Raw genomic sequence first — 25,036 nt, 5'->3', positions numbered from 1 at the left:
GCCGCAGCGATGGACTGCGGCCTGTTTTTTGCCCGCGACCTCTTGGGGCCGGCTCGAAAAGAGTGATTTTGGGTTGTTTGCTGCGGGCTATTTGTCGGTGCCCAGCTTGTGCGGCTTGAAGGCAAGCGCATTGACGAGTGCGTCGGTGGCAGACTTGACGGCTGCCGGCTGCGGATCGTTGACGTGATCCTCGGGATGCACGGGCAGGTCCTTCTTGACGGCATCGTGGATCAAGTTGAGGTACTCAGTCACGCCAGTGGTCGATAGGTGCGTGCCATCGCCATCGAACAGGTCGTTGCGGTTGGCGCTGTATCCGTACCAGTCGATAACGCGCACGTTCTTGTAGCGCGTAGCGGCGTTAGCGATGGCCTGGTTGGTAGAGCCAACCCACGGCTGCGGGCTGCGCGTGTTCACAAACACCACAATACGCTTATCTCCTGCATCGTCCATGATGGCGTCGATCTGGTCGTCGGTTACCAAGCCGTTGGTGCCCAGTGCAAAGACCACGATCTTGCCGGCAAGGTTCTGCTGGATATAGCCCTCAAATGTCGCGCGGCCCGCATCAAACTGGCGGCCCTTTTCGGCATCGATATGGCTGTGCGAGAACACACCGTCAAAGGTGTCTACGGCACGCAGCGACACGGAGTCGCCGATCATAAGCAGATCGTAGGAGCCATCGGGGAAGCCGTCGTTGTCCTTGTCGGTGTCGTCGGCCGCCTGCTGGTCGGTGGGCGCGGTGTTCTTGGCTTCCTTGTTGAGGACTTCGGCGCCCTCGCCGCTCAGCGCAGACGTCTCGGGCACAAAGATCAGGCCGCCCAGTGCAACGACCAATACGACAGCGCAGGCTGCGCAGACGGGGACGTGCGTGCGTGCCCAGTTGGCGGGCGTGGTGGTGCCATCGCGGAATTCGGCAACGGTGCGCCCAAAGGCGCCCTTCCTAAACGGCGTCTCGATAAAGCGATATGAGCATTCGGCCACGGCGACCACCAACAGCACCTGCAAAATGTACTGCCACCACGGTGTATCGTTGATGTTGGCGACCGGGTTCATGAGCAACAGCAGGGGATAGTGCCACAGGTAGATGCTGTACGAGCGCTTGCCAACCCATACGAGCGGCTCGGCGGACAGCGCGCGGGCAACCATTCCCTGGGGCTGCACGCAGGCCGCGATGACCATGAGTGTGAGGATCGAGCACAGCAGCGTGCCTCCGCGATACTGGAACGCGGTGTAGCCGTTGGTGAGCGCGACCATGGCGGCAAGGCCAACCAGACCCACGAGGCCCAACACATCGATGGATGCGGGCGAGGACCAAAAGCGCACGAGGGCGCTCGGCTGTGCCGGGCCGGTCTCGGCTGATTCGTCGGCCTTCTCGCCAGGCTTGCCCTCGGCGTTCTTGCCGTGCTTGGCGGCGCCGGCCAGGCGATTGAGCCCCAAACGACGAGCGAGACGCACCGGCGCCAGGTCGCGATCGGGGATAAAGGCCATCCAGGCACCCAGCAGCAGCGAGAACACGCGGGTGTCGGTGCCGTAGTACACGCGGCTGGGGTCGGCGGCAGGGTTGTAAAGCACCATCATGGCAAGGGCAGATACCGCGGCAAGGCCCAGAACCACGCGGCGCGTGTTGGGCTTGCTCATGTGCATGGATACCATAGCGAGCAGCAGCGGGGGCCAAACCAGGTAGAACTGTTCCTCGATGGCGAGCGACCAAAAGTGCGTAAGCGGCGAGGGATCGCCCAGGGCGTTGAAGTACGAGACGTTTTGGGCAATCTGCCACCAGTTGTTGAAGAACAGCAGCGACGGCAGGATATCGGGGCGCATCTTGGTGAGCATCACGTGGTTGAAGACGGTGCACAGCGCACAGGTCACCACCACGACGGTCACCACGGCGGGGACCAGGCGACGGATGCGGCGGATCCAGAAGCTCTTGAGGTCGATACGGCCGGTCTTAGCGACTTCGTTGAGTAGCAGGCGTGTGATCAGATAGCCCGAAAGCACAAAGAAGATCGTGACGCCGAGCAGACCGCCCTGCGCCCACGTGAGGTTGAGGTGATAGAGCACCACCGCGACGACGGCAAGCGTGCGCAGGCCGTCAAGGGCAGGGATGTAGCGGGACTTGGGGCGAGCAGGCGTCTGCTCCGCGGCGGGAGTGTTGGCGCGGCCCGCGTTGTTGGCAGAAGCGCGATGGGGGCTCGTGGTGCGTCGCGGCTCGTTGGCACGGCGTTCGCTCTTCACGCGTTCGTGCGGCGCCGGCTCGTTGCCCGTGCGGCGTCGACCGCGCGAGCCCGATTGCGAGAATTGTTCCATAAAACATCATCCAATGACGAGAATAATCAGCACGTATTCATTGTAGCTGCCTGCTCCTGTGAATGCTTGCTGCTGGCGCAACCTCAAGGGTGCGTTCACATCAAAGTGAACTAAAGTTATAGAGGTGCGAAGGCGCGCAATCGACGGTCGACGGTGGGTGCAAAGCCCGCAGATGAGGAGGTTTCCATGGCAGATCGCGGCATCGTTGCGGTGTTCGGCAGCATGAACATGGACCTTTCGGTGGCGTGCGAGCGCATACCGCGCGCGGGCGAGACCGTCGGCGGCAGCGGGTTTATCACCAACGCCGGCGGCAAGGGCGCCAATCAGGCCGTAGCTGCCGCGCGTATGGGCGCGTGCACGCACATGATCGGCGCGGTCGGTCGCGACGCGTTCGGCGCGTCGCTCGTGGTGGGGCTCCAAGACGCCGGCGTGGACTGTGACTTTGTAGTGCATCGCGATGACGTGGAGACGGGAACGGCGACCATCATTCGCTGCGAGGGCGACAACCGCATCGTACTGTCACCGGGCGCCAACCATGCGCTTGCGGGCGCGGACGTTGCCTGCGCGCTGAGGCGTCTGGTGGCTCATGAGCTCGACGGCGACGCCAGCGAGATTGCCCCGGCTGCCGGAAGCGTCTTTATCGCCCAGGGCGAATGTGACCTTGCAGCGACGGCCGAGGCGCTTGTTTGCGCTCACGAGCTGGGGTTCTATACGGTCTTTAATCCAGCGCCCGCCTGCGAGCTGCCTGCGGAGGTCTGGCCTGCGGTCGACTTGGTCTGCCCCAACGAGACCGAGTGCCAGGTGCTGACGGGCATTCTGCCCACGGATGACGCGAGTTGCGTCACCGCGCTCAATGCGCTGCTCGACAAGGGTGCCGGAGCTGCGGTCATCACGTTGGGCGGTGCCGGCTCGGTTACGCTCGGCGATGGCGGTGAGCTGCTGCGCATGCCGGCACTTTCGAGTACGGTAGTCGATACCACGGCCGCCGGCGATACGTTTATCGGCGCGTTGGCGGCGGCTCGCCTAGAGGGCTTGCCGCTCTTTGAGTGCATGGCCGCGGGTGCTCGCGCCTCGGCAGTGACGGTGTCGCGCCTGGGCGCTCAGCAATCGATTCCCACGCGCGCCGAAGTTGAACATTGGTTTGGTTAAACGATAAAGACGGAGAAGCGGAGTAGAACAATGGCAATCAAGAAGCTGATCCTTGATCTGGATATGGGTGTTGACGATGCGATGGCGCTGGCCTATGCCATCGCGAGCCCCGAGGTGGAGCTCGTGGGCATCACCACGTGCTTTGGCAACGTGCGCGTCGAGCAATCGGCGCACAACTGCCTGGCGGTGCTCGATCTGCTGGGTCGCCCCGAGGTTCCGGTGTACCTGGGTGCCGACCGTCCTCTGCAGGCGACTGAGCCCTATACGCCGCCGGCGTCCACCGCGCTCATTCACGGCAAGAACGGCATCGGCGGCGCGAGCGTGCCCGCGTCGCCCTACGAGCCGGTGGGGGCGACCTCGGCCGACGGCAACGCCGCGGTCGATTATCTGATCGATGCCGCGCGCACCTATGGTCCCGATCTGGTCTACGTAGCGACTGGCCCGCTCTCCAACCTGGCGCTCGCCCTGGAGCGCGATGCGGCGGCGATGATGTCCATCGGCCGTGTGGTCGTGATGGGCGGCGCCCTTACCGTGCCCGGTAACGTGAGCGCGGGCGCCGAGGCCAACATGGCGAGCGACCCCGAGGCAGCCGACGCGGTGCTGCGCTCGGGCCGTAAGCTCACCATGGTGGGTCTGGACGTGACGCATCGCGTGGTGCTCACACGCCGCGACATTGCCGGCTGGACGGGCTCGGGCACCATGGCGGGCTGCGCATTTGCGAGTATGGTGGAGCACTACATTGGCTCGTACGAGATGAACGCCCCCTACCTGGGTGGCTGCGCGCTGCACGATCCGCTGGCGGTTGCCGTGGCGATTGATCCCACGCTCGTGGGCGCGCTCGGCTGCAACCTGCGTGTTGATCTGCTGGGCGAGTACCGCGGTCGCACCATCTGCGATGAGCGCCGTCTGTCCGACCCCGACAAGAGCGCACTCGTGGCGCTGACCGTCGACGCCCCGCGCTTCCTGTCCGAGTTCAAGGCGCGCATGGCCCGCGTTCTGGGCTAAGTTGTCTTTTTGGGACGGGGCTTTTTTGACTGGTATGATTGGTGCGACCATTCGAACCAGCTAAAAGAGCCCCGTCCCAATTTGACTATCGAGAGGATCTGCCATGGAGCGCATCGCGAGCTTTTCCGTTGACCATCTGCTGCTTGAGCCCGGCGTGTATGTGAGCCGCATCGACCGCGATCCGGCGACCGGCGTCGCCGTCACCACGTTTGACCTGCGCCTGACCACGCCCAACAAGGAGCCGGTCATGAACACGGCCGAGTGCCACACCATCGAGCACCTGGGCGCGACGTTCCTTCGCAATCATGCCGAGTGGTCGAGCCGCATTGTCTACTTTGGCCCCATGGGCTGCCGCACGGGCTTTTACCTGGTTGTCTTTGGCGAGCTGACGAGCGAGAAGATCTTGCCGCTCGTCCGCGAGCTGTTTGAGTTTGTCGCCGACTTTGAGGGCGATGTCCCCGGTGCCGCTCCCGAGGAATGCGGTAACTACCTGGACCAGAACCTCCCCATGGCCAACTGGCTTGCGCGCCGCTACCTCGACCGCGACCTGGCCGATATCGACGAGAAGCACCTGCACTATCAGCAGGCGTAAGGGCTTTATCGCCCAAAACGCGCGCATTGGGCGCCTTCGCTTATGCGGGGGTGCCTTTTTGCTGAGTGGTCGGGACGAGTGTTTAAAATCGCTTATGTTTGTTCTAGAATGTTCATACTGTCACATAAACGAACAGGAGCGAACATGCATATCTACTCTGTCAACGATCCCGAGTTCAAGTCCTATGGCAACGTTTGGGATAACGTTCCGTCCGAGCTTACGTCGCCCGTGCTCGAGGCGCTCTCTGCCACGCCCATTCCCGAGGGCAGCAAGTACGTTGCGAGTGCGCCGGAGCTCGAGGACGTCAAGGATGCCGACAAGCTTGGCTTTCTCATGTTTGGTGGCCGTCCCTTCCAGCTCGGCTGGTGCAACGGCCACAATACACGACTCAACTGCCTGGAGTATCACCGCGCGAGCGAATTCAACTTGGGCGCTCGCGACTTTATCCTGCTCGTGGCGCATCGCTGGGAGATCGAGGACGGCAAGCTCGACACCGCGTGCGTCAAGGCGTTTCGCGTGCCGGCGGGTACGGTCGTCGAAGTCTTCAACACCACGCTCCACTACACGCCGTGCATGGTCGACGACGGTGGCTTCCAGGTGATGGTGGCGCTGCCCGCCGGCACCAACGGCCCGCGCCCCGAGGCTGCGGCCGACATGCCCACGGCCGGCGACAGCTACTGCTACTGGAAGGCCGACAAGTGGGTCCTCTGCCATGCTGACAGCCCCAAGGCAGCCGAAGGCGGCTACGTAGGCCTCATCGGCAAAAATCTCGACATCACCGTGGACTAGCGCATCGCCCCAAACCACCACAAAGGTGCCTGTCTCCTTTGCGGTGGTTTGGGGCGGGCGGATATCGGGAAGTGCCAGACGGGGGAGGCTGCCGGGCGCCTTGCCGTCTGCGGATTTTGGGACATGCGGCCCGCTTTTTCGACCCATCTGTCGGTACACTAAAAGCACTATGGGTACCCGCGAGCGACATATCGGCCACGCGGCCGCCCGATCCGCACCCGTGGCGGATCCCAGGGGTGGCAGGCTCTTCGCCATGCCGCGATTCCTTGTTGGCATAACACATCGGATGTACCGCCACCGCGTCTTTGCTATCGCCGGCGTCATCACTGCGCTGTTCCTCATACTTTTGGCAGTCTTGCCGGCACTGTTCGCCTTCGACCCCAAACTTTCTAACGCCGCGCCCGCCTATAGCGAGGTGTCCGAAGAGGTCGCGGATGCGCTCGTCCATTCGAGCTCTCTCCCGCTGCTTGTCTCCGCAATTGTATTTTCAATTTGGGGCGTATCGGTCTATCTGCGCTGTTTGGACTATGTGCTGCGCCGCCGCCTTGTTGCCATCGCCACCATCTGCGCCCTGTGGATGATCGAAGTCATTCTCAAGTACAAGTCGTTCACGCCGTTCTATGCCACCGTGCTGTGGTACCTGTACTACGTGCCCATGACGCTCATTCCGCTGCTCTACCAGTTGTGTGGTTTGCGCCTTGCGGGTCTGGAGCAACACCGCCTGGGTCGCCGCTACTGCGCTGCGCTGTGGATTATGGCTATCCTGCTTATCGGATTTGTGCTCACCAACGATTTTCACCAGCAGGTCTTCCACTTTGACCGTACAAGCGACACCTGGAGCAACGATTACACGTACGGCTGGGGTTATTTCGCCGTCCTCGTGTGGACGGCCTTTAACTTTGTGGCCTTTTTTATCCTGGTGGGCCGGTCCTCGTCCTTTCGCATCCAACGTTTCTCGGGCACGGCGGCGCTCGTGCTGCTGGGCGGCGCGTTCTTTGCCATTTCATATGCGTTGCGCGTGCCCTGGGCATGGAGGCTCAACTTCTCGCTCGTCTATTGCGTCTTGTGCGTGGTGGCGATGGAAATCTGTCTCGATTGCGGTGTCGTTCCGTCATATCACGACATCGCCGGCATTTTCGACACCTTGCCGCTTGACCTCAAAGTTCTAACGCGCGACCTGCAGGAGGTCTATGCCACGCCGGTGTCAAAGCCAATGCCGGCGGGCGTGTGCGAAGAGCTGCGAGCCCAGGAACACGGGCATGCCCATGCCTTTGCCGTGAAGTCCAATCCCGATGTGATGTACCGTGCCTTTCCACTGCTGGGCGGATCGGCCCTGCTTGCCCAAGACGTGTCGGATCTCAACGAGCTTAACCGTGAACTGGCACATCGTCGTATGGAGCTGCAGCGTCAAAATGAGCTGCTCGCCGCCGACTACGACCTTAAGACGCACCTGGCAGACCAAGAGGCCGAGACCTTGCTGGTCCAAGACGTGGACCAGGCGCTTGCCCGCGCGCTCGAAGGGATGTACGACCTGCTGAGCTCGCTGCCGCCGTTGACCGATGAATCGTCTTCGCACGAGCGTTACCGCATGCTGCAGCGCGCCAAGATGCTCGTCGCCTATTGCAAGCGCAAGGGGTCGCTCACGTTGGCACAGCACGGGGAGAGCGGTTTTGATCGCGACCGCATTCAGCTCATTGCCAACGAGCTCGCAAGCGACCTGCGCACCATCGATATCGATTGCGCCTCGATTATCGCCATACGGCGCCCGATGCACGCCAGTACGGTAAGCGCCCTGTACGACTGCGTGTATGACTTTGCGTTTTTTGCCTACACCACCGACCATCCGGCGCTTATGTATCACTTGGGCGACCATGACCGATGCAGTGTCGAGCTACGCGCCACGCTTTTTTCCAACGATGATGCAGATCTTTCGCAGACGCCCGCTGCGCAAGAGCTCGATAGCGCTCTGCAAGGGCGCAACGTGGCATACCGCCTTGAGGGCGAGCCCGGCCAGCTGCGCATGATCGTCTTGATGCCGAGGGCGGGTGAGTGACGATGCAGATTTCGCTCATTCTTCCCCAAATCGTTGCGCTCGATGTTGTCTTTGCCCTGGCTGCGTGTCTGCAGACTATCCACGTCCCGCTCATCGCATCGCGCCGCTCGTCCTATAACCGTAAGGTGATTTGTGCCTACGAGGCGAGCCTTGTGCTTCACCTAGTTATTTCGGCGCTCATCTTGTTCGCGTCGTCTGGCTCATATCTGGTGGCGCCGCTTGACGTTTGCGCCAGGGCAATGGGCGGAGCGTTGTGGCTCAATGCCGTGATCTTTGCCTACGGCGTGGTGCTTATGGTGCGCTATCGTCGCCCCGTCATGCTGGTCGAGCTGCTGCTTGTTGTCACCGTTACACCGCCGGTGGTTTTTGCCATGGGCTCGGCGTGGACCGTTGTCCTTATCGCAGAGGGAGCGTTCTTCCTGTTCCGTTCCATCGCGGCGCTCTTGATGGATGTCCGCAACCGCCAGGAGGATATCACCATGTTCTCGACGATCGAGACCATCAACGTGATTCCCGTGGGCATCCTGTATCTGGACCCGAGGGGCCGTCCGCTGCTCATGAACCGCTGCATGCGCAAAAACCTGGTGGAGCTTCATATGCCCACCGACCTAGGCGATATGAGCGGTACATGGAACGGCCTGCGCAAACTCAGCATGCAAATGCCCGAAAGCAGCCAGAACCGTGTGCGGATTAATCTGGACCGCTTTGGTGAGGCGCGGGCGGTGGTCGAGGTTTCTCCCGCCGAGATTCGCTTGTTTGTGCACGATGACGTTATGGTTTCGGGCCGCCTCTTTGAGCGCATTATCGGCCTGGATGTAACAGAGTATGCGCATGCTCATGATCGCCTAGCGCAAGCCAACCACCTGCTTGAGCTTGCGGGCCAAGAGCTCCAAGCCCAGATCGAAGAAGTCAAAAAAGTTGCTGACAATGCGGCCTATCTGCGTATGCGCGCTCGCGTGCACGACGTGATCGGGCAGCGCCTGTCCATCCTCCATCGTTATCTGGAGGAGGGGCGCCTGGATGACGAGTCGCTCGAGCAGATCGACCCGCTGCTGCGCTCAATTGCCGCCGATTTGCGCAGTGGCGGTGCCAGCGAGCCTGCAGAGCAGCTGGGTGATATCGTCCATGCCTTTGGCCTGGTGAGCGTGCAGATCGATGTGGAGGGCGAGCTGCCTGAGGACGCGCGTGTCGCCGCAGCCTTTCTGCAGATTATCCGCGAAGCCTCGACCAATGCCACCAAGCATGCACAGGCCCATCGGGTCCATGTGCGCCTGTGGCGGGAGACGTCGGAAGGCAGCGCTGTTGCGCGGATGACCGTTTCTAACGACGGCGCGCCTGCACCCGTATCGTATCGCGAGGGAACGGGTATTCCAGGTATGAGGCATGTCGCGCAAGATCTGGGCGGCTGCCTGGAAATCCATGCCGCCCCGCCCTTTACGCTTGCGGTGTCCATCCCGCTCAACGCCAGCGCCACAGCTCAAAGGAGAAACTCATGATTCGCGTCCTTATCGTCGAAGACCAGGCTATCTTGCGCGAGAGCCTGGCGCGCTCCGTTGGCGACCAGCCCGATATGACCGTTGTTTCCGCCATTGCCGATGCTTCCGAGGCCTTGGGTGTCGCGCTCAAGGAGCGCCCGGACATGATACTGATGGACGTATGCACCGAGCATGATTCCAACGGCATCGTGGCGGCGGCGCGCATCAAAGAACAACTGCCCGAGTGCCGCGTCATTATCATGACGACCATGCCCGAAATCACCTTTGTGGACCAGGCGCGCGAGGCGGGCGTCGACAGCTTTGTGTACAAGAACGTCGGTATCGACGAGCTATTCGCCGTGATGCGCTCCACGCTGGCGGGTTACTGCACGTTTCCTAAGCCGCCCGAGAGTATTTTTTCGGGCACGGCGGCCCTCGACGATGTCGAGCTGTCGATTTTGCGCCTTGCCTGCGAGGGCAAGAGCCGCCGCGAGATTGCGGCCGAGCTGTTTATGAGTGAGGGCACCATCAAGCGTCGCATCTCGGAGATCCTGAGCAAGACCGGCTACGACAACATCATGCGCCTGGCCGTGCACGCGGTGACCGAGGGCAGCATCGTTCCCAACATGGAGCGCTAAAGCTCGTCGCGCATCGGCATAAAAACGGCGGGGTCGCAGGATTAACTCCTGCGGCCCCGTCTGGTGTGCGCGGATGTGTCCGCCAATCCGCGGCTGATGTTACATGCCGCTACGCGATGGTTGCGCTGTAGGAGGCGACGTCCTCGTAGGAATCGGTCAGGTAGGCGTCGATGCCGATGGTCGTGTTGACCAGGTCGTCAAGGCTGTCAAGCTCGCCGCTCGAGAATGTGAATTCCTCAGTGGCGTTGGTGCCGGGCATCAGGTGAGCCGAGAACCAGGGGTCCTTCATGGTGCCGTTGACATTGGTCTTGCCGGAGGGAGCGTAGAAGGTCAGGTCCTTGTCGCTCTTGTTGGTGATGTTAACAACAAAGCCGATGTCGCCCCAGTCGTCCTTGAACTTCTCGGTGATGGTGATGGTGATGGTGCACAGGTCGTCATCGGCGACGGTGACGGCGGGGGAGATTTCGATGCTCTGGACGTCGTCGTCTTCGACGGCCTCATCGATCTCTTCTTCCTTCTCGGCCGCCTCGCGATCCTTCTTCACCGTGCCGGACAGGTCCTTGTCGGACTTGGTAAAGATGAGCTTGTCGCCGTCCACCTCAAGGACGAGCTTGTCGTCCTTGAGCTTCAGATCGTGCGACTCATCTTCGGCGGTGATCGTTACGGTGGTGGCGTCCTTGGCTTCCCATTTCAGGTCGGCGACCTCAAGGAACATATCGAGGACGCCTGTGCCGTCCTCGTCGAGGATCAGGACGCAGTTGAGGCCCCACTCCTTGAGCATATCCATGTACTCATCGGTGAGCTCTTCGCCATCCAAGGTTCCACCCGAGTACTGCCAGCTGCCGACGAAGTTGGCCTTGGGGTCCTTGCCGCCGCCGCTGCAGCCCGTCAGGGCAAAGGCGAGCGCCAGGACGCATGTCAGAAATGCGAGTACGGACTTTTTGAACGTTGTCTTCATGGTGTCCTCCTTTATCGAACGAAACCCATAGAAGCAAATGCGGGGGTGGCGGATCCCCCGCCAATTACCAGATAGAGGGGCTAGGGCCGGGGCGTTCCGCAGTTGCTGCAGAACTTGCCGCCGTTTTCGCTGCCGCAGTTGGGGCAGAACCACTTTGCCGGTGCCGGGGCGGGTGCGGGACTGCCGCACTCGGAGCAGAACTTGCCGGTGTTGGTGGCGCCGCAGCTGCAAGTCCACGTGCCGGCCGCAGGTGCGGCGGCGGGAGCCGGTGCGGGGGCGGGAGCCGGAGCCGGCTGCGGGGCGGCCTGCTGCTGTGCCTGGCCGGCGGCGAACAGCTGGCTGGCGTTCATGCCGCCCATGCCACCTGCCATGCCCATGCCCATAAAGCCTGCCATCGCGCCGTTGGGGTTGGCGGCTGCCGCGCGCATCGCATCGCTCTGGGCGCTGGCGATGTTGGCTGCCGCCATGGTGGGATCGCGCATGACCGCGGCTTTCTGCAGGTCCTTGATCATCTGCTCGTCTTCTTGCGAGGCGGCGATGGAGTTGACGCCAAAGCTTACGATCTCAACGCCGCGCAGGTCACGCCAGTCGGCAGAGAGGACCTCGTTGAGCGCGCGGGCGAGCTCGGTGGTGTGGCCGGGGATGGCGCTGTAGCGGATGCCCATCTCCGAGATCTTGGCAAAGGCGGGCTGCAGGGCGGTGAGCAGCTCGGACTTAAGCTGGCTGTCGATCTTGTCGCGCGCGTAGCTATCGGTCACGTTGCCGCACACGTTGGTGTAGAACAGCAGCGGGTTGGTGATGCGGTACGAATACTCGCCGTTGCAGCGCACGGAGATGTCGACGTCCAGACCGATGTTGTTGTCGACCACGCGGAAGGGCACGGGCGAGGCGGTGCCGTACTTGTTGCCGATGATCTCCTTGGTGTTGATGAAGTAGACGCGCTGGTCTTTGCCCGCGTCGCCGCCAAAGGTAAAGCGGCTGCCGATATTGGCAAAGGTTTCCTTGATGGAGTCGCCCAGGTTGCCGCTAAAGACGCTCGGCTCGCTGCCGGTGTCAAAGACGAACTCACCGGGCTCCAGCGCGACTTCGATGATCTTGCCGTTTTGCACCACGAGCATGCCCTGGCCGTCGTTGACGGCGATGACCGAGCCGTTGGAGATGACGTTGTCCTCGCTGCGCGTGTTGGAGCTGCGGCCGCCGGTGCGCTTGCTGCCCTTGCAGGCCAAGACGTCAGCGGGCATCGATTCGCAGTAGATAAATTCCTTCCACTGGTCGGCCATGACGCCGCCGGCAGCACCCAATCCAGCTTTCAAGAGTCCCATGGTGATCTTCCTTTCTCGTCAAAGGCCGGGTGGTATTGGTCAGGATGGTTAATCGTCCTTGTCGTCCTTCATGACAACGGTGGTCTCGGTGTGGCTGAAGGTGTCGTGCTTCTCGGTCAGGTCGAGCTCGCCACAGTAGCAATCGGCGTGGGTGGCCTCGTTGGCCGTCTTGAGCTGGCCCACCAGCAGCACGTCTGCGATGACCACGATGATCAGCGGCGCGACGATGTTGATGAGGATGCCCTCGATATCAAAGGTGAGGTAATCCGGATCGAAGGCGTTCTCACCCATGAAGAGGATCTGGGAGAGGACAAATCCGATCACAAAGAACAGCACCGAGGCGATAGCGAGCTTGGGCTTGGAGCAAGGAAGCTCGCCGACCATACGGCTGGTTTGGCCGTTCATGGCAAACAGGTAGCTCTTGCCGTTCCACGAGGTGGAAAGCATCCACACGGGGAACAGGGCATAGTCGCTGTCTTCCCAGGTGTAGTCGAGCTGCTTGCTTTCGACCGTGGCATCGTCATATTCGTCGACGACGGTTTCGCGCAGGGCCGAGATCGTGCTTTCCTCCATGCGGCGTTCGGCGCGCGCCTTGCAGGTTTCGCAGTCCTCGTCGTAGCGGTTGGCGATGTAGCCGGGCATATACGCGACCGAAAACGGGCGCAGGGCATCGTAGTCAAACGGCTCGATGGCGTCCATGTGGCCGTCGGGCATCTTGGACGATCCGTCGACGGGCACGCGCTTAAACGAGATGTTTCCCTTGCGGTAGGCGTCGTAGTGGTCGGTGGTCGTGACGGTGCGGTCGGATTCCTCGGTCACGGTCTCGTTGGTCGCATCGAAGCACACTTCGCCGTCCACGCGGGCGCCGTAAAGCCAAAACGGCACGTAAACGCCTTGGACTTCGTCGATGTGGTTGCCGGTGACAAAGCTCTTGGGCAGCAGGATCTTGCCCTTGTAGTGCTCTTTGAGCGCGGCCATAACGTCGTCGCGGCCGAGCTTAAACGGAATCACCAGGTCGGGTGAGAAGTCGCCCGAGAGCTGACCGGGTGCCACGGCGGGGTTGCCGCAGTACGGGCAGGTGGTAACGGCGACGGTGCCATCCGAGATTAGCTCGGCTCCGCACGACGAGCAGATATAGCCAGCGTTTTGGGCGAGCTCCTGCACCGCAGCGTCGATCGCGGGCTTGGGTGCCGCCGCTGCGGCGTCGGCTTTGGCGTCTGCCTTGTCCTGGCGCTCGCGATAGAGGGCCTCGACCTCTTCGACTTCAAAACGCGAATCGCAGTAGTCGCAGACGAGCTTTTGCTCGGCACTGGCAAAATGCAGGGGGCCGCCACACGCGGGGCACTGATAGTTGACGCTCTCGAAGGCCATGATCGGTCCTTTCGCTGCCGGAGGCTATGCGCCGATGGCGCCGCCGCAGTATTCGCAGCGCCCACTGGCATCGGGAATGGTGGTGGCTCCGCAGAAGGGGCAGGTGACCGCGGTCTTGGGAGCCTTGGCGGCCACGACACTGTCGCGCGTTTCCTGACGCAGCTGCACCAAGGCGTCGCGAACTTCGGTTGCCTGGCGCTTGGCCTCGCGGTATTCGATGGAACCGCGCTGATCGATGGTGGAGTCGTTCACGCGCAGGTTGATCTCGGTAAAGTACGGCGTGTTGACGTGAATGGTCAGGTTAAAGTCGTAATCCAGGTCGTAGCGCGGCGGGTTGTAGCTCTCGCGCTCGCCGTCCTTGGTCTCGCGATAGATCTCGGTGCGCTGCTCGTCGATATCCATATCGCAGCCGAGTACCTGCGAGAACTCGATGATGTCGGGATTGGCGTCGCGCCAGCGGCTCTGCGAAGTGATGATCAGCAGGCCCGCGTCCTCATCGAGCATAATATTGGTGCGCCCGGCAGAAAGCGTGCGCGTGGGGTTGAACGAAGACAGGCGCTCGGCGTTGGCCTCGCGGTAGGCGAGTTGCTCACGGATATCGTCCGCGGTGCTGGAGCGATAGCCGTGAAAGTAGGGGGAGAGCTTGCCGGCGCACTCTTTCTTCTCGAACATCTTGTCAAAGAAGCCCATGGCTGCCTCCCATCAACAGGTAGCGTGTGTCACTTTTGATGATGGGGGAGTGCGCGATCCTTCGCGATACCCAGACGGCTCAAGGAGTCTCCACAACTGGGACACATGGCCCATTTTGACTAGTCATTGGGGACGTTCTTAAACGACTAGTCGCGGGGGACACTCTTCGGCCACTCATTGGGCACTCATTGGGGACCACTCATTGGGGACGTACTTAAATGAGTGGTAGTTGGAGACACTCCTGGCCGAGCTAGAGATCGCGCGTGTCCCTTCTGGTCCATGCGGCTCAAAATCGCGGCGTGATGTGGACGGCTGGGGTCGAATTGGCAGCATTTCGAGCCTGGCTTCGATATTGAGACTGGTTCTTTATTAAAATAGATTTCCAGACAATTGAGCGACTGGGGGTTAACCATGAGGGGCATGGGAGACACAACCGCATATTTGCGTCGGGGCATTCGGGAGATTATATGCCTGGCGCTGTTCTTCTTCACGTTTTTGGCGTGCGAGTATCTTTTTGATGTGCGCATGGCCGAGTTCGTGTCTCCGAACGAGGTCGTTATTTATGAGAGCCTTGTCATCGGCGCGAGCGTGATTGGCTTCTTTGTGCGTCCCATTCTGTACTATCGCCGTCCCCATGCTATCGACGCAACGAGTGACGTCACGGGCGTTTTGCTGGTGGCGGCATTGCTGCTGTTGATTATGGCGGTTCAGGTTGAGGTGGTAATTGCCGGCGGTTTGGTGGCGTGCTGCGCGCTGGGCTACTGCGGATCGACTGCTCATGCAAATTTTGCGAGGCGCTTTGCGCGAACGCCCTGCTTGGCGCGCGCCGCCGCACTTTCTTACGCCATGGGCGTTCTGGTGCAGGTTCTCAACCACATGGTGATGCCTGTCGGCATTCCTCAGCAGGCTGTTCTGGTCGTCTGTGCGATCGCGCAGGTGGCGTTGCTCCACGGTGCCCGACGCGCCAAGCTGCGCGACGAGTCCGATCCCAGCTTTGAACCCAGTGCTGCCGGGCTTTCGGTAGATGCTCTGGAATATGGCGCCAAGTGGCATGACGATCCCGAGGCAAAGGCGGCATTCCGTCGCGCCGTAGTTCGCCTGACCGTGGCGACGGCGTATCTTTCCGGCGTATTCGCCGCTCTCAACGCGGGTCTCACAACCTTGCATGCTACCGGAGCCGTTGATTTGGGCGATTGGCCGCGCCTGCTGCTTGTCGTGAGCTCGTTGGTCGCTGGCGCACTATTTGACCTGCACGGCCGCTCGTATATGAATATCGGCATGACATGTGCCGCCATACTGTCCACGCTTTCGTTCTTTGTGCTCATCGTCGATGGCAATGGCGGCAACGAGCTTGCTGCCACGATCATCTTTTATCTGGGCTCGGGCTTTTTCGTGGTGTTCTTTACCACAAAATATGCCGCCGTCTCGCTCTATGCGCGCTGGTCATATTTTTGGCCGTGCATGGGTCGCGTCGTCAACAACGTGTGCTCGATGTTCGTGACGGCGCCGGCAGTGGCGATTATCTCGAGTCAAAATGTGCTGGCTGCGGTCGGTGCGGCGCTCGTGATGTTTGTGGGCATTGCGATTACGCTGCTGGGGCAGTTGGGGCAACGAGCCGATGATGCCGCGATGCGGGACGGACTGCCGCTTGCCACCGACGATCTTGGTGGGGATCTTGCGCCCACATGCTCCGACCCTGAGCCCGTGGAGGCAGCGGAGCTCACGTCCGATGAGCGCCTCGATGCCTTCGTCGCCACCTTTGGGCTTACGGAGCGCGAGCGCGATATTCTTGAGGTCTTGGTCGTTTCGGACCAGAGCGTTCAGGACATCGCCACAACGCTCTTCCTTTCGCGCTCCACGCTCTATCGTCACATTTCCTCGATCAACAAAAAGACCGGCACCGCCTCGCGCGTGGCCCTCATCAACTTCTTCTGGTCCTAGACACCCAAGGACTAGCTAATCTCCCAATAAGTTGCGGTGGAATAGTCCCTAAATTAAAGTCACGGGGCTTTAAACAGGAACTATTCCACCGCAACTGCTGGGGGGATAGACTGCGGCGGCGGCAGAGGCAACGGCAGCGGCGTTGGCAGCTGTGGTAGTGGCAACGGCAACTGGCAGGGTGTTTTCCGTCTGCTTGCTACAGCAGCTCGCCGTGGCGTGCAATGTAGCGGCGCTTTGCCAGCTGAGTGAGCGCGATGTAGGCGGTGACGATGCCGACGAGCAGCGCGAAAAAGCTCGCGGGCAGTGCCATGAGGCCGAGCGCATCGGCGATGGGGCTTGCCGGCAGCCAGGTGACGAGCGCCAGGCCCAGCACGGTAAGAACGCACAATGCGGGCGCGGCGTGGTCGCGCGGGCTCGGCAGATGCGGGGAGCGCAACATGTGGACCACGAGTGTCTGCGACCACATGGACTCGACAAACCAGCCGCTCTGGAAGAGCGCAGCAAAGGTCGCCATACCCGTGACGTCGCCCGCAGCGGCAAGCTCGGACCAGCTTGCGTCCACGGCGGCGGGGCACACGACAAAGAAGAGCGCGGCGAAGGTCACGATGTCAAACAGCGAGCTCACGGGGCCCAGCTCGAGCATAAAGCCCTTGATGGACGCGGCGTCCCAGGCACGCGGGCGGGCAGTCCAGGCGTCATCGACGGTGTCCCACGGCAGTGCGATGCACACGATCTCGTAGACCAGCGACAGCAGTACCAGCTGCAGGGCGCTCATGGGCAAAAACGGCAAGAACAGGCTCGCGACGGTCACGGACAGCACATTGCCAAAGTTGGAGCTCACCGTGGTCTTGAGGTACTTGAGCAGGTTGCCGTAAGTGCGGCGGCCTTCGATGATGCCGCGCTCGAGCACGCCCAGGTCCTTCTGAAGCAAGATGATATCGGCGGATTCCTTGGCAATATCGACGGCCGAATCGACCGAGATGCCGCAATCGCTCGCACGCATGGCGGCGGCGTCGTTGATGCCGTCGCCCATAAAGCCCACGGTGTGGCCGAGCATCTCGCGCATGACACGTACCAGGCGCGCCTTCTGCAGCGGCGAGAGCTTGGTGAAGAGGTGGGTTTTCTCGGCGCGCTCGGCAAGTTCGGCGTCATCGAGCGCATCGATCTCGGAGCCGAGCAAGACGTTGCTCGCATCGATACCAATCTGTTCGCAGACGGTGGCGGCGACGCGGTCGTTGTCGCCGGTTAGGACCTTGACCGCCACGCCCTTGGCCTCGAGGGTGGCGACGGCGCCCGCGGCACTTGCTTTGGGCGGATCGAGGAAGGCCAAAAAGCCCATCAGCACCATGTCGCACTCGTCGGCGATGCCAAACTCGCCCACGCAGCGCGGATTGGTCTTCTGCGCCACGGCAATCACGCGTAGGCCCTCGGCGTTAAGTCCGGCGACCTGCTTGCGAATCTGGGCGAGGTTCTCGTTGGTGAGTGGCTGGGCGATGCCATCGACCTCGACAAAGGAGCAGATCTCGAGCATTTCCTCGGCAGCTCCCTTGGTAACCATCTGGGTTTTGCCTTGGGCGTCGGCGACAACTACGCTCAGGCGGCGGCGCGAGAAATCGAAGGGAACCTCGTCGACCTTGGTATAGCGGTCGCGCAGACTCTGGCCCAGCATAGAATCGGGCACGACGGTCGAGGGCGTCACATCGGCACGGTCGATTACGGCCAGGTCGATAAGGTTTTTGAGACCGGTTTGGAAGAAGCTATTCAAAAATGCATGGCGCAGCACGCGTGCGTCTTCGTTGCCGTCGGTGCTGAGATAGCGCTCGAGCACGATGCGGTCTTCGGTGAGGGTGCCGGTCTTGTCGCAGCACAGGACGTCCATCGCGCCGAGGTTTTGAATCGCCGGCAGCTCCTTGACGATAACCTGGCGACGGGCGAGGTCCTTGGCGCCCTGCGATAGGCTCGTGGTCACGATGACGGGAAGCATTTGCGGCGTGATGCCCACGGCCACGCTCGTGGCGAACAGCAGCGCGTCGGTGACGTTGCCCTTGGTGGCGGCGTTGATGGCAAAGACGGCCGGCGTCATAACGAGCATGAGGCGTACGAGCAACATGGAGACGCTCGAGACGCCGCGGTCAAACGCGCTCTTTTCGCCGCGCCCGTTGAGCATCTTGGCGATGCCGCCCAGGTAGGTGTCCGAGCCTGTGGCAACGACAAGCGCCATGGCGGCGCCGTTTTGCACGGAGGTGCCGGTAAAGACGATGTTCTTGCAGGCAGAGAGTGGCAGTGCGGAGCCGTCGGCGCCCTCGACGACGGTGGCGGCGGTGGTCTTCTCGACGGCCTCGCTCTCGCCGGTGAGTGCGGACTCGATCACAAACAGGTCGCGCGCGGTGATGATGCGGGCATCTGCCGGCACCATATCGCCGGCAGAGAGGCGGATTACATCGCCGGGGACGAGCTCATCGAAGGGTATCTCGATGCGCTCGCCGTCGCGCAGGGCGGTGCAGGTGTTGGAGACCAGGTCCTTGAGGGCCTCGGCCGCATTGCCGCTGCGGGCTTCCTGGATAAACTTCATGCCGCCCGATACCAGCAGCATGATGCCGATGACGATGACCGTGGAGGGGTCGCGCTGCGGCTCGGGCACGGCGAGCACGTCGATGTAGAGCGAGACCAGCGCGAGCGCGGCGAGGATGCCGGCGAAGGGATCGATGAACGCGTCAGCGATGCGGCGGGCGAGCGTTTTGGTCGTTGCCTCGATGGTGTTGGGGCCGACGGCGTTCAGGCGCTCAGTTGCCTGCTCGACGGTGAGGCCGTTTGCCGTGGCGTCAAGCAGTACGAGGGCGTCCTCGGCACTATGGGTGGCGGCGAATATGGTGTTCTTGGACAGGCCGGTGCGAGCGGCAGGGCGCGCCGTGCGGCGACGCTTGGAGATGGCTTCGAGTACCGTGACGGTTTTGAGCATCAGCATAGGGTCCTCCTTGTTGAAGGGAGTTAGCGTACGTGTCGTATTTGCTTCAAAAAACCTAGATGTCGCTCACGTCAAGCTCTTGAGCCCACAAAGGGTGCAGCGCGCCTTTGTGGTGGTTTTGGCGATCTGCCGGTGGCGTTTATGCGTGTGCGGAGTCCTCGCGGCGTGCCGAGGGCGACATGCAGGTTTTTCGACTAGGACTGCCTTCCATGGCACACCTCCTAAAGGCTGAGCGCAGCGCGCTTTGGGTATCTCGTACCCCTTTTTAATCCGCTCGTATTCTTGATGAGGGGGTTTGCCATGTCAACCCCATTGTTCGGAAAACCATTCCCCCTGACAAAGCTTTTACAGAATGCCGTGGCTCCAAAGCGCGCCCACATCGACGCCTCGCCTGCGCTAAACTGAAGAGCACGTACGCAATTACGAGAGGAGCCCGCATGGAGGCTTACAAGCAAGAGTTCATCAAGTTCATGGTCGAGTCCGACGTTCTTAAGTTCGGCAGCTTTACGCTCAAGAGCGGCCGTCAGTCCCCGTTCTTTATGAACGCCGGCGCTTACGTGACGGGCTATCAGCTCAAGAAGCTGGGCGAGTATTACGCCCAAGCCATCCACGATAACTTTGGCGACGACTTTGATGTGCTGTTTGGACCGGCCTACAAGGGTATTCCGCTGGCCGTCGTGACCGCAATTGCCTACCACGAGCTGTACGGCAAGGAGGTCAAGTACTGCTGCGACCGCAAGGAGGCCAAGGACCACGGTGCCGATAAGGGCAACCTGCTGGGTTATGAGCCCAAGGACGGCGACCGTGTGGTCATGGTCGAGGACGTTACCACCAGCGGCAAGTCCATCGACGAGACCTATCCCAAGGTCAAGGCTGCTGCCGATGTCGAGATCAAGGGCCTGATCGTGTCCCTCAACCGCATGGAGGTCGGCAAGGGCGGTGTGACCACCGCGCAGAAGGAGATCGAGGCCAAGTACGGTTTCCCCGTCGCGAGCATCGTCTCCATGGCTGAGGTCGTCGAGACCCTCTACAACCACGAGATCGACGGCAAGGTTGTCATCGACGACGAGCTCAAGACCGCCATCGACGCCTACTACGAGCAGTACGGAGCACGTTAGTTACGGCGTTTTACCAAACGCCGTAACTGCTCGACGCTGCGCGGGCCGCATTTGGACAATCTGACGTTCAACTTCAAGGGCGCGACCAGAAGGTCAGCGCCCTTTTGTTTCACGTCACCTTGTCACAAATGCGACCCGCTCGCTGTCCGTTCTCTACCTGCGGCGTCGTCTTGCTCCGAATGCGGCCCGTTCGCTGTCGTTGCCGAAACATCGGCGATGCCGGAGTAGTCATTGGGGACGTTCATAAATGACTACTCAGGAATGAGCGTGGATAATCTCCCGGTTTTGGCCTGTGTGCGGGCTCAAAGTGGGAGATTATCCACGCTCGTTTTAATTTGCCTGGGCTGCGATGCCTATCTAATCGGCTCGGCGTCTTCCCTGAGAATCGAAAGATACTCTTCATACCCGTACTGCCGGTATCTCTGTCTTGACTCGTCGAGAGGACGGAGGATACCCAATTCTTCAAATGATTTGACGAGCGAGCTCGCGGTACTCCTGCCGATATCGAGTTGGGCAGCGATGAATGCGGTGTCGACGATGGGGTGCTCTTCAAGAATGCCCAACAGCCTTTGCCCGTTTGCAGCAGTCCTTCCGAGATTTTCGGTAATGGTTGCTGTGGAACGGTTATGGAGGTCAACAAGGTTTTTTAAGGACCCTACCGAGTCCTTCGCACTTTCGAGAAGACTGTTGCAGAAAAACTCTATCCATTCCTCGTAAGTGCCTCTCTCCCTTACGGATGTGAGTTGCCGGTAGTACTCGCTTCGATTTTTCTTGAACTGGAACGATGGATAGAACAAGCAAGAATGAAGAACGCCATCATTGATGAGCATAAGTGTGATGAGAAGCCTGCCCAGGCGACCGTTTCCGTCTAGGAATGGATGGGCAGTTTCAAATTGGTAATGGACGAGCGCCGCCCGCACAATCGGATCCATTTCGACTTGAGGCTCATTGATAAAGCGTTCGAGGTCCTGGAGCGTGTTACTCAAATCTTCAATGTTTGGAGGGACAAACGATGCGGTTGCAATGGTGCAGCCTGAGGGGCCAATCCAGTTTTGTGAGGAGCGCAGCTCGCCTGGATTCTTCTCCGTTCCGCGCACTCCGTCCAGCAGGACCGCATGAACTTGCCTAAGAAGTCTCGTGCACAAGGGCATCTTTTTGAGCAGTTCTACGCCGCGGTCGACAGCACGGACGTAATTCACGACGTCTGCGACATCTTTATGATGGAGTTGTGTTTGCGATGGACTAAGTAGGTCGTCAAACGTGCACTGGGTTCCCTCAATTTGCGAAGAAAGGAGTGCTTCTTTGCGCACGTACATTGTCAGATACATGTCGGCGTTGGGAACAAAGTAGAGCATGCCTTCAAGCTCTCCAAGCTTTCGTGAGCATGCGGAAAGCGTGCGATAGGTTTCCTCGGTGAGGTTTAGCTGCCTCAATGATTGCAAGGGCGTTGGAAAAAACGAATAGTAAGCCAATTTCCCCGATAAATTATTGCGGAGCGTTCCCTGGCCGTTCTCCTCGATTTGCATCGCGCCCTCCATATCTTTAGTGCCGGAAACTCGTTATTAGGCTAATCATATCAATTCTAATAACGAGTTTAAGGATTAAATAGTTATTAGAATTGATGTAAACAATCTAATGATGAGAAGTCGTTATTACTTGACCATGGAGCTCGGCTTGGTACAAGGGGGGTTATCCAAAATGAGAGCGGATAATCTCCCGTTTTTGGCTCGGTGACGGCCTCAAAGTGGGAGATTATCCACGTTCGCTAGTTAAGCGTCCAAAAATCCACACTCGCCAAACCTACCAAAAAGGACAGGTTTATTTTGGCACGCTTCGGTCGGTGTCAGGAAGTGTTAGGGACAAGGCGGCGACAGGACTCGAGAGCGAAAAGAAGTGTCGGGTTTGGTGCGCCCGCTTCTGCCCGTCCCGTGCGCGGGCGATACTCGGCTTATCGACCAGCGATGCAAAGGAGATGCTCGTCCCACGAGCACTACCGGGAAGGGCTCGCGATTCGAGTCCCCACCTTAGCATTTGAACCATTTGGCACTATAATTACCGTAGGCATGCGCACAACGTTGCGCTTAATCAAGAGGAGAAAACGTATGGGTCTGTTTGACATGTTCAAGAAGAAGGCTGAGCCCGCGGCTGCCGCTGCTCCGGCCTCTATCTCTGCTTCTGCTGGCGCCGACGTGCTGTGCTCGCCCGTCAAGGGCAAGGTCATCAAGATGGCTGACGTGCCCGATCCCGTCTTTGGTGGCGAGGTTCTGGGCAAGGGCTGTGCCGTGTGGCCCGAGGACGATCTGGTCTACGCTCCCTGCGACGGTAAGGTGACCGTCACCATGGGTCACGCCGTGGGCTTGCAGTCCGATAGCGGCATCGAGGTTCTGGTGCACGTTGGCGTCGATACCGTCAACATGAACGGCGACGGCTTCGAGGGCTTCGTCAAGGCCGACGACGTCGTGAAGGCCGGCCAGCCCATTCTCAAGATCGACCGTGCCAAGATCGCTGCTGCCGGTTACAAGGACTGCGTCGTCGTGGCCGTGTCCAACACCGCCGAGTTTGCCGATGTCGAACTCGCCGTCGAGGCCGACTCCGCTGTCGCCGCCGGTGACGCCATCGTTAAGGTCGTCCGCAAGTAAATTGCGGCATCCAAAGGATGTGCAAGGGTGGTCGGGTTATCCGGCCACCCTTTTTATTGCACCGCGGGGAAGCGTTATATTGCACGTTGGGCGGGCTTGCAAACCGTTCGGATGCTAAAACGAACCGACCGCGCCTTCGCGCTGCCGAGAGTGTTCATAAGTGGATAGTATGGGCTTACTTATTACAACGTGCGCCGTGTCTGGGAAGCACGGTGCCGCTTATTGGGAGGAACAACATGAAAAAGAAGCTGCTGCTTGCGCCCCTCATGGCCGTCTTGGTTGCATGCGTGGTCTTGCTTTCCGGTTGCGGAGGCCCTTCGATCGAGGAACTCATTACCGAGGATCTTACGACGCAGTTTGACGAGGTCAAGAACGGTGGCGAGGACTTCCTCTCTGGCCTAGAGGAGGCTTCGGGCGACGAGTTCGAGCAGCTGGGTATCGATCCCAAGGAGTATGCCAAGACCTATCTCGAGGGCTTTGACTACAAGATCGGCGACGTGACGGTCGACGAAGACAAGGGTGTCGCGACCGCCGAGGTCTCCATCACCTGCAAGTCTATGAACAAGATCGTCGAGGACTTCTCCACCCAGTATCAGGAGAAGGTCGCTGCGCTTGACACGGTTCCTTCCGATGACGAGCTGTACAAGATGGCCGGTCAGGTTATGGTCGATGTGACCAAGGCCACCGAGCCCAGGAAGACCACGGTTATCTTCAAGTACACCTGCAACGACGATGGCGAGTGGTCTGCCGACGACTCCGTCAACTCCGAGATGATGGATGCAATGCTGAGCTAGTTCGTTGCGGCGTTTTACCAAACGCCGCAACTGCTCGACGCTGCAAGCCCGCCAGAGCGGCAATCTGCCTTTCAACTTCGGCGGCATGACCAAAAGGTCAATGCCGCCTCGTTTCAAGGCACCTTGCTCGCTCTGGCGGGCTTTCGCTGTCGTTGCCAAAACAACGTCGTTCCCTTGGATGGCTTAAAGTGGCACTTTTACCTGCGACGTTGCCATCGCTGAAGTAGTCATTGGGAAGGCGGCAGCTGGGGACGTTCCTTTTCTGCCGGTAGTTGGGGACACTCCTTGTGCCAGCGTTGCATCGAGTGCTTGGGAAGATGCGACCCGGTTTTTGGCCGAATAGTGGGTCGCATTTTCCGGATGGGGTGGGTTGCGGAAAGTGCGACCCGGAATATTGCTCTGAAACGGGATGCGGTTTCCCTGATGCGCCTCAAACGGAAAGCATATCCCATTCCGGAGCTCCAAAACGGGATGCGCTTTCCGCGCGGAAGAATTGTCGCAGCTGCGTTAAGCAGTGTCGCTCGTTACTCGCCCAGAATCAGCGCCGCTAGCTCGTCCTGGGTGTCCACCACGTAGTCGGCGCCGGCGGACTCCAGCTCTGCGCGGCCGCGGAAGCCCCAGCTGACGCCTGCACTCTTAAGGCCGGCGTTGTGACCGGTCAGGATATCGACATTGGAATCGCCCACATAGAGCGTGGTCGACGGATCGGCGCCCAGCTCTTCCATCACATGCAGCGTAACAGGCGCCTCGGGCTTGGGCGGAAACGCATCGACGCGGCCCTGCACCAGCGCAAAGCGCTCGGAACCAAAATACTTCTCGATAAGCGGAGCCGCCGAGACGTGGTCCTTGTTGGTGAGCACGGCAAGCTGAACGCCCGCGGCGCGCAAGCGGTCGAGCATCTCGATCGTGCCGGCATAGGGAGCGGTGTGGTCTTCCTTGTGCTCGCCGTAGTAAGCCCTAAACTCGGCAAGCGTCTGCTCAAACATGCGGCCGTCGCCTGCGTACTCGGCGGGCATAAAGCGCTCAACCAGCTTGAGCATGCCGTTTCCCACCTTGTAGCGGTACTCGTCAACGGCAAACGTGGGCCAGCCGTGCGCCTCGCAGGTATGGTTGCCGGCGGCCGCCAGGTCCTCGAGCGTGTTGAGAATGGTGCCGTCCAGGTCAAAGATCACATGGGAAAAAGCTGCTGCCATGGGTGCTCCTGCCGTTTGAGTTGTAAAACGCACCCCATGA

Annotated in this window: 19 protein-coding genes; 11 read left to right on the top strand and 8 right to left on the bottom strand. The window is 60.4% G+C overall.

What is annotated here, in order from left to right:
• Window positions 1-87: 87 nt before the first annotated feature.
• Complete coding sequence (locus tag I2G40_RS02160) at window positions 88-2,304, bottom strand: acyltransferase family protein (RefSeq protein WP_195544046.1); 2,217 nt, start codon at window positions 2,302-2,304, stop codon at window positions 88-90.
• Between the two features lie 186 nt (window positions 2,305-2,490).
• Between I2G40_RS02160 and I2G40_RS02155 the strand changes: the two genes are divergently transcribed.
• The 7 genes from I2G40_RS02155 to I2G40_RS02125 all read left to right on the top strand — a co-directional run bounded on the left by I2G40_RS02155 (window position 2,491) and on the right by I2G40_RS02125 (window position 10,005).
• Window positions 2,491-3,453 (top strand): ribokinase, encoded by a 963-nt coding sequence (locus I2G40_RS02155; protein WP_161144657.1) that lies wholly within the window; start codon window positions 2,491-2,493, stop codon window positions 3,451-3,453.
• Between the two features lie 30 nt (window positions 3,454-3,483).
• Window positions 3,484-4,458, top strand: a complete 975-nt coding sequence (locus tag I2G40_RS02150) for a nucleoside hydrolase (protein WP_022094391.1) — start codon at window positions 3,484-3,486, stop codon at window positions 4,456-4,458.
• A 103-nt stretch (window positions 4,459-4,561) separates the two neighbouring features.
• A complete protein-coding gene (locus I2G40_RS02145) occupies window positions 4,562-5,050 on the top strand; it encodes an S-ribosylhomocysteine lyase (RefSeq protein ID WP_195544045.1) in 489 nt (162 codons plus the stop codon).
• Between the two features lie 144 nt (window positions 5,051-5,194).
• Window positions 5,195-5,839, top strand: a complete 645-nt coding sequence (locus I2G40_RS02140; protein ID WP_195544044.1) for a DUF4867 family protein — start codon at window positions 5,195-5,197, stop codon at window positions 5,837-5,839.
• A gap of 253 nt (window positions 5,840-6,092) precedes the next feature.
• Window positions 6,093-7,892 (top strand): histidine kinase N-terminal 7TM domain-containing protein, encoded by a 1,800-nt coding sequence (locus I2G40_RS02135; RefSeq protein WP_195544043.1) that lies wholly within the window; start codon window positions 6,093-6,095, stop codon window positions 7,890-7,892.
• Complete coding sequence (locus I2G40_RS02130) at window positions 7,889-9,388, top strand: sensor histidine kinase (protein ID WP_195544042.1); 1,500 nt, start codon at window positions 7,889-7,891, stop codon at window positions 9,386-9,388. Before I2G40_RS02135 ends, I2G40_RS02130 begins: the two co-directional genes overlap by 4 nt.
• Window positions 9,385-10,005, top strand: a complete 621-nt coding sequence (locus tag I2G40_RS02125) for a response regulator transcription factor (RefSeq protein ID WP_195544041.1) — start codon at window positions 9,385-9,387, stop codon at window positions 10,003-10,005. Before I2G40_RS02130 ends, I2G40_RS02125 begins: the two co-directional genes overlap by 4 nt.
• A gap of 109 nt (window positions 10,006-10,114) precedes the next feature.
• On the opposite strand, the gene I2G40_RS02120 is transcribed toward I2G40_RS02125, so the two are convergent.
• From I2G40_RS02120 to I2G40_RS02105, 4 genes are all read right to left on the bottom strand, one after another.
• On the bottom strand, window positions 10,115-10,963 hold the full coding sequence (locus tag I2G40_RS02120) for a hypothetical protein (protein WP_195544040.1): 849 nt from the start codon (window positions 10,961-10,963) through the stop codon (window positions 10,115-10,117).
• An 80-nt stretch (window positions 10,964-11,043) separates the two neighbouring features.
• The gene (locus tag I2G40_RS02115) at window positions 11,044-12,285 is read right to left on the bottom strand and encodes an SPFH domain-containing protein (RefSeq protein WP_195544039.1); all 1,242 of its coding nucleotides are present in this window, start codon (window positions 12,283-12,285) and stop codon (window positions 11,044-11,046) included.
• 48 nt (window positions 12,286-12,333) lie between these two features.
• Complete coding sequence (locus I2G40_RS02110; protein WP_195544038.1) at window positions 12,334-13,656, bottom strand: hypothetical protein; 1,323 nt, start codon at window positions 13,654-13,656, stop codon at window positions 12,334-12,336.
• Window positions 13,657-13,680: 24 nt separating this feature from the next.
• Complete coding sequence (locus I2G40_RS02105) at window positions 13,681-14,346, bottom strand: hypothetical protein (protein WP_195544037.1); 666 nt, start codon at window positions 14,344-14,346, stop codon at window positions 13,681-13,683.
• A gap of 420 nt (window positions 14,347-14,766) precedes the next feature.
• Here I2G40_RS02105 and I2G40_RS02100 point away from each other — a divergent pair, with 420 nt between their 5' ends.
• Window positions 14,767-16,287: a helix-turn-helix transcriptional regulator gene (locus I2G40_RS02100; protein ID WP_195544036.1), complete on the top strand. Its 1,521-nt coding sequence runs from the start codon at window positions 14,767-14,769 to the stop codon at window positions 16,285-16,287.
• Window positions 16,288-16,483: 196 nt separating this feature from the next.
• Here I2G40_RS02100 and mgtA read toward each other — a convergent pair whose 3' ends face one another.
• The gene (gene mgtA, locus I2G40_RS02095; RefSeq protein WP_195544035.1) at window positions 16,484-19,252 is read right to left on the bottom strand and encodes a magnesium-translocating P-type ATPase; all 2,769 of its coding nucleotides are present in this window, start codon (window positions 19,250-19,252) and stop codon (window positions 16,484-16,486) included.
• A gap of 437 nt (window positions 19,253-19,689) precedes the next feature.
• Between mgtA and pyrE the strand changes: the two genes are divergently transcribed.
• Window positions 19,690-20,370 (top strand): orotate phosphoribosyltransferase, encoded by a 681-nt coding sequence (gene pyrE / locus I2G40_RS02090; RefSeq protein ID WP_148332521.1) that lies wholly within the window; start codon window positions 19,690-19,692, stop codon window positions 20,368-20,370.
• Between the two features lie 353 nt (window positions 20,371-20,723).
• Here the strand turns inward: pyrE and I2G40_RS02085 are convergent, their stop codons facing one another.
• Window positions 20,724-21,896 (bottom strand): Fic family protein, encoded by a 1,173-nt coding sequence (locus I2G40_RS02085; RefSeq protein WP_035136612.1) that lies wholly within the window; start codon window positions 21,894-21,896, stop codon window positions 20,724-20,726.
• A gap of 576 nt (window positions 21,897-22,472) precedes the next feature.
• On the opposite strand from I2G40_RS02085, the gene I2G40_RS02080 reads away from it, so the two are divergent.
• Both I2G40_RS02080 and I2G40_RS02075 read left to right on the top strand, forming a co-directional pair.
• Window positions 22,473-23,009, top strand: a complete 537-nt coding sequence (locus I2G40_RS02080; protein WP_055285321.1) for a PTS sugar transporter subunit IIA — start codon at window positions 22,473-22,475, stop codon at window positions 23,007-23,009.
• A gap of 236 nt (window positions 23,010-23,245) precedes the next feature.
• Window positions 23,246-23,803 (top strand): hypothetical protein, encoded by a 558-nt coding sequence (locus I2G40_RS02075; RefSeq protein WP_195544034.1) that lies wholly within the window; start codon window positions 23,246-23,248, stop codon window positions 23,801-23,803.
• A 524-nt stretch (window positions 23,804-24,327) separates the two neighbouring features.
• On the opposite strand, the gene I2G40_RS02070 is transcribed toward I2G40_RS02075, so the two are convergent.
• The gene (locus I2G40_RS02070; RefSeq protein WP_195544033.1) at window positions 24,328-24,996 is read right to left on the bottom strand and encodes an HAD family hydrolase; all 669 of its coding nucleotides are present in this window, start codon (window positions 24,994-24,996) and stop codon (window positions 24,328-24,330) included.
• Window positions 24,997-25,036 lie beyond the last annotated feature (40 nt).

This window comes from Collinsella aerofaciens, assembly GCF_015558785.1.
In the GTDB taxonomy this organism is placed as follows: domain Bacteria; phylum Actinomycetota; class Coriobacteriia; order Coriobacteriales; family Coriobacteriaceae; genus Collinsella; species Collinsella aerofaciens_P.
The sequence above is the reverse complement of the archived record's forward strand: the minus strand, read 5'-3'. Positions and strand labels throughout refer to the sequence as shown.